Genomic DNA, 5,565 nt, shown 5'->3' with positions numbered 1-5,565 from the left:
ATTGAGAACAGTGTCAATAGATTTGTTGAAAAAGCTCATTCTTTCGTTCAGGATTCGGCAGATTGGGCAAGCTACTGGTCAAAATGAGAATTGCTGGATTGCCCAACTATTTTTAGGAATAACGCTAGTCCTAGCCTAAAATTCTACTAAGCGATCGCTCTCCCAGCAGCCAGACCACCGACCATTTCACCCTACATCTCACTCTATAGGAATAACGTTATTCCTAACCCAAAATTGCTACCATCTCATCCCCGTTCCTAGACCTTTTCACCACTCCACCGATGTCCATGAGCATTACTCTTGCCCTCTTCAATCAATCGGGCGGTGTTGGGAAAAGTACCCTCACCATGAACCTTGGCTACCAGCTTGCCGAGCGACAGCGGCGGGTTTTGCTCGTTGATATGGATCCCCAAGCATCTCTCACCACCTTCATGGGTCTCGATCCCGATAGCTTAGACCTCACGCTTTACAACGCCCTCGTTGACGATGAAACGACGCAAACGGTGATGGATCTGCCCATTCAGCCAGACATCTATGGGATGGATCTTTGTCCCGCTAATATCAATCTCTCGGCGGCGGAGCTGGTGCTGGTGTCGGCAGACATGCGTGATGTTCGACTCAAGGATGCGCTTGAGCCCATCAGCGATCGCTATGATGTGATTTTGATCGACTGTCCACCTAGCTTAGGACTGCTCAGCTACATCAGTTTGGTGGCTGCTACCCATGTGCTGGTGCCCATCCAAACTCAGTTCAAGGCCTTTGCGGGCACTAATTTATTGCTCAATACCCTAGCGCGGGTGAAGCGGCGCGCCAATCGTAAGCTGGCTGTGGCCGGTTTTGCGCCCACCCTGTTTGACGCCCGCCGTAGCCAAGATGAGCGCACCTTAAAAGCTATTCAAGATCGCTTTACCACCGTCGCCCCCGTCTACGATCCGATTCCTTGGTCTACCGGATTTGCTGATGCTGCGGAGGCCCGTCTGCCTCTGGCCCTCTATGACAAACGCCATAAAGCGATCGCTAGCCTATCGTCGATTGTGGATCATCTTGAAAAATTGCTCTGACTCTACGATGAGCAATCAAGGCACATAGCACCAGATCTAAAGCGTCTAGTATTCCAACATCTAGTATCCAACCCTACATTTGCCGCATGACTCGAAAACGCGATCGCCCCTATGGCTTAGATGTCACGCCTATCAATCCCCTGACCGATCTATTTCACGATGAAGCGATCGCTGCGGCAGAATTTGTAGCGATCGCCGATATTCAAATCACGCCCCAACCGCGACGCTATTTTGATCCAGACAAGCAAGCGCAGTTGACTCGATCCGTGCAGATCCACGGCATTTTAGAGCCGCTGATTGTCCGCCCCAGCGCCCACCATGCGACCAAACCCTACGAACTGATTGCTGGAGAACGGCGCTATCGAGCAGCCCAGGCGGCAGGACTCACGGAGGTGCCGGTGGTCATCCGCGATCTATCGGACAGTGAAGCCCTACATATTTCCCTGATCGAAAACCTGCAGCGCGACGATCTCAACCCCCTCGATGAAACGGAAAGTTTGCTGCATTTGCTGGCTATCCGCCTCGATCGCCCTGTAGAAGAGGTGCCCAATCTGCTGTATCAGATGAAGAATGCCGCCGAGAAATCTGGGCTATCCTCCCTGCCGATCGCCTCTTTGTCGGTGAACGATACCCCGCCAAGCACCACTAGGAATAACGTTATTCCTACACACATCACCACCAATTCAGAAGCGATCGCCCGTGATGAAACGACACCATCAACATCTAGGAATAACGTTATTCCTACGCTGGATGCAGAGCTGGCCCAAACCATTCAAGCCATCTTTGACGAGCTGGGACGTATGAGCTGGCTGTCGTTCACCTGCAACCGTCTACCTCTGCTGAATCTAGATGAGAACATTCTGACGGCCCTACGCCAGGGCAAGCTGGCCTACACCAAAGCCATGGCGATCGCCCGTGTAAAAGACGAATCTCAGCGGCGATCGCTCCTGGATGCAGCGATCCAAGAGCATCTTTCTCTCAGCCAAATTCGCGATCGCATTCGCCAACAGGCTGTCTCCCCATCCTCCCCAGCCACCCAATCAACCACTAGTTCAAGCGCCAGATCAGCTACCGAGCTGCAACAGCGCCTGAAGCAACTTTATACCCGAGGGAAGCGATCGCCGGCCTGGTCGGATCCGGCCGCTCAGAAAAAAATTGCCCGATTACTCGAACAGCTTGAGTCGCTGTTGTAATGCCCCATTCCTTATAAATCTGGCGAGATGAATCTGGCGCGGTGCTTGTCCAGTCATCAAACCCACATCAGCCCACATCGCCTCAAAAGAGGACGCACAAGCAAAAAAAAATCCCTAGGGGTTGCCTAGGGATGAATCAATCAGGGTGCATCTACCACTCATTTCTTACAGGACACCCCCCCAGCATCAGGAACATTATCAAAAATTTCTCTGATGTCTATGAATCCAGCCAAATCCTAAAAAAACCGTTAAGTGATGACCATGAAACGTCAAGGCTCACGTAACATATTTTAATCAAGCATAAATACTTATGCAGTTGCCGGGTCTCAATGCCAGTGCGGCATTGGGGTATGACGTGACAAATATTGTGATGCAAAGGATTAGCGTTGAGGATCTCTATTGTGACTATACTCAAGGGCGGCGAGAGTTCAAAAACATAGACTTAAGTGGAGCCCATCTCTTTGAGGGAGAACTCCAGGGCATTGACCTCGAAGGCAGTGATCTGAGCCATGCCTATTTACCCTACGTCAATCTCAGCAGAGCCAATCTTAGAGGTGCGCGGCTGCACCATACTGACCTGAGCCACGCCAAGCTGCAATCCGTCGATCTTTCTGAAGCAGACTGCCAAAACAGTTTGATGAACCGAGCCAATCTTTGCTACGCCACCTGTTGGAAAACATTGTTTCAGACCGTCTCGCTCCAAGGGGCTGACCTACGCTCCGCCGATTTCAGCCATGCTCAGCTCAATCGCGTCGATCTGTCCAGCTCAAATCTTTCCGCCGCGATGTTCAAAGAAACTCAGTTCATAGACTGCAATCTTTTCCGAGCCCAAGCGGCAGTCCTCAAAGATGCCAACCTTGACCGTCTAACGGTTTTGCCTAATGGCTATCGACAAGCAGATTCATGATCAAGCTATTGTTGTTAAAACATCCTGGATAGCCGATCGCTTCATATGAGGGGCGATTGAGGGGCGATCGCTCTGATTCATCCAGCGATCGCTAAGTGGAAGGACGAAAGGATTAGCAAACCTTTCAACGTCGCTCTATGCTCCAATCCTGATCAAAAGAGGGTTGAGCGGAGTCGAAACCCGGCAATTCAGCGGCATTTAATGAGAGTCCGCCTACCGTCGCACAGACAAAAAAAGCCCCAGGCAAGCTGGGGATGTAGTGCATCGTAGTTTTGCTGTTCTATATTCAGATTAGAGAATTGATGGACTCCGAGCGTCCTGTGCTCGGGCGATTCTGTCCTACTCCATGTTGTTCACCCAATCGGGTGACGCGATCGCCACCCTAGAAAGATCGTTAGAATACAGGCTCCTTGAGGCGTCTAGCGCCAAGCCATCCCAGACCAGATTGGAAGCGGAAGAAGCCATCATGGAGAGTCCGAGCCATCGATTTTACCAACCGTTTTTGCGGCTGGCGATCCTCAATATTGTGTCCAACCTCATGGTGCCCCTAGCCAGTCTCATGGATGTGGCTTTTTTGGGCCATCTCAACGATATTCGCCACTTAGCCGGAGTGGCGATCGCGTCTGTGCTGTTCAATGTGCTCTATTGGAGCTTCGGCTTTCTGCGCATGGGCACCACGGGACTCACGGCCCAGGCTCTTGGCCGGGGCAACCAAGATGAGGTCGTGGGTGTGGGCGTGCGAAACGGCTGTTTAGCGATCGCCATTGCCCTTGGGCTCTTGGTGTTCCAAGTCCCGCTGCGGCAACTAGGATTTGCTATACTCAGCGCCCCGCCCGAGGTGAAAGACGCGGGCTTCGCCTATTACAACGCTATGATTTGGGGCGCGCCGGCCAACCTCCTAGGATTTGTCTTACTGGGATGGTTTTTGGGCCGAGGGCAAGGAAAACAGGTGCTCTTGCTCTCGTTGGTCGCCAACGGCAGTAATGTGATCCTGAACTACTGGCTGATTGTCCAGCTCGGTTGGGCAAGTGCCGGAGCGGGCTGGGCTACGATGCTCAGCCAGGTGGCGATGGCCAGCCTAGGCCTCCTGCTTGCCTGGGGGGATATTCGACGAGTACCGATGCCACGACTGACCCAGCAGCTTTCAGACTGGCAAGCCCTACGCACCACCCTAGTGCTCAATGGCGATATTATGATTCGCACCTTTGCGCTGCTGTTGGCGTTTTCCTGGTTCACCAACCTCAGCTCCATGCTTGGAACCGTTATCTTAGCTGCTAATACGCTGCTGCTGCAGGTTATTTCCTTTACGTCTTATTTTATCGACGGTATTGCCTTTGCTACGGAAAGTTTTACGGGAAGTTTCCATGGTCAAAAAGATCTAACTCGATTAAAGCCATTATTAAGCTTATCTCTAGTCCTCAGCTTATCTTTAGGGTTAACGATCGCAGGAGGGGCGATCGCGTTTCAACGTCCCTTATTTCAGCTCCTAACCTCCCATTCCCCCGTCCTCAACCAGATTCCACAGGTGATTGGCTGGTTGCTGCCTGTCCTGGGATTTGGGGCGATCGCTTATATTCTAGATGGCTATTTTCTAGGTTTGACCCAAGGACGCGTCCTACGCAATACCGCTGTAATCGCCACGGCTCTTGGGTTTGCGCCCACAGCCCTCCTAGCAGGCTATTGGCAAAACGAACAGCTTCTTTGGCTGGCCCTAGCCATCTATATGATGACACGGGTGATTACACTAGGTCTCCAAGTTCCCAAAAGCCTCAAAACCACTGCTCGATCGCTGGATCCAGCGGTTCCAGCCTCCCCAGATTGATGCCACCTTCCCCCTCCATCCACCCGATGCATAGCAGCCATGGGCAGCGATCGCCGTCCGGATTCGGGCCGGCAGATGGACTCGATCGCTGAATGCACATATTTGAAAAGTTGGCAAGTTTTTGGCTGCTCCAGCCCAAAATCGCCCTCGCACCGGGCAAAAACCACCAATTTTTGTAAATTTTTGTGACTGCTTAACAATCGGATACATTCCGTTACAATCGACTCTACGCTTTTGCTAGCAAGGGATAGAGGCGTTTTTTTGGGCGATCGCACCTCGGGACGGATTTTCCCGTTTTGTAATCAAGTTTGTAATCAAGCAGGGGTGATTTTTGTAATCACGCTGACCCATTTTTTGTAATCACGCGGGGGTGATTTTGTCCCTCGATCACCCCTCGATCAGATTTTTCTCTCTCCAAATGAAAATTGATGTATTCAGAGCGATCGAATTGGATCCCGCCGGGAGGCCCCTAGGGGTGAACCTAGGCTAATTCGCCAGAAGCTTGATGATTACAAGATTAGAGGATGATTACAAAAGACTCTAGACCCCCCCCCCAAACTCGGATGATTACAAAAGACTCTA

General features: G+C 51.6%; 4 protein-coding genes. All 4 read left to right on the top strand.

Going from position 1 to position 5,565, the window contains the following annotated elements; genetic code table 11:
* The first annotated feature begins 287 nt into the window (after positions 1 to 287).
* The 4 genes from JUJ53_RS07220 to JUJ53_RS07205 all read left to right on the top strand — a co-directional run bounded on the left by JUJ53_RS07220 (position 288) and on the right by JUJ53_RS07205 (position 4,983).
* A complete protein-coding gene (locus JUJ53_RS07220; RefSeq protein WP_204151322.1) occupies positions 288 to 1,061 on the top strand; it encodes a ParA family protein in 774 nt (257 codons plus the stop codon).
* An 86-nt stretch (positions 1,062 to 1,147) separates the two neighbouring features.
* The gene (locus JUJ53_RS07215; RefSeq protein WP_204151321.1) at positions 1,148 to 2,254 is read left to right on the top strand and encodes a ParB/RepB/Spo0J family partition protein; all 1,107 of its coding nucleotides are present in this window, start codon (positions 1,148 to 1,150) and stop codon (positions 2,252 to 2,254) included.
* 310 nt (positions 2,255 to 2,564) lie between these two features.
* Complete coding sequence (locus JUJ53_RS07210) at positions 2,565 to 3,161, top strand: pentapeptide repeat-containing protein (protein WP_204151320.1); 597 nt, start codon at positions 2,565 to 2,567, stop codon at positions 3,159 to 3,161.
* A 466-nt stretch (positions 3,162 to 3,627) separates the two neighbouring features.
* Entirely contained in the window at positions 3,628 to 4,983 is a 1,356-nt protein-coding gene (locus JUJ53_RS07205) for an MATE family efflux transporter (protein ID WP_204151319.1), read from the top strand.
* Positions 4,984 to 5,565: the final 582 nt, after the last annotated feature.

It is taken from the genome of Leptolyngbya sp. CCY15150 (assembly GCF_016888135.1).
Taxonomy (GTDB): Bacteria; Cyanobacteriota; Cyanobacteriia; order RECH01; family RECH01; genus RECH01.
The sequence above is the reverse complement of the archived record's forward strand: the minus strand, read 5'-3'. Positions and strand labels throughout refer to the sequence as shown.

Bases quoted from the DNA above. Each gene is read 5' to 3' on its own strand.
- JUJ53_RS07215 (WP_204151321.1), top strand. From the start codon at position 1,148: ATGACTCGAAAACGCGATCGCCCCTATGGCTTAGATGTCACGCCTATC.
- JUJ53_RS07205 (WP_204151319.1), top strand. From the start codon at position 3,628: ATGGAGAGTCCGAGCCATCGATTTTACCAACCGTTTTTGCGGCTGGCG.
- JUJ53_RS07210 (WP_204151320.1), top strand. From the start codon at position 2,565: ATGCAGTTGCCGGGTCTCAATGCCAGTGCGGCATTGGGGTATGACGTG.
- JUJ53_RS07220 (WP_204151322.1), top strand. From the start codon at position 288: ATGAGCATTACTCTTGCCCTCTTCAATCAATCGGGCGGTGTTGGGAAA.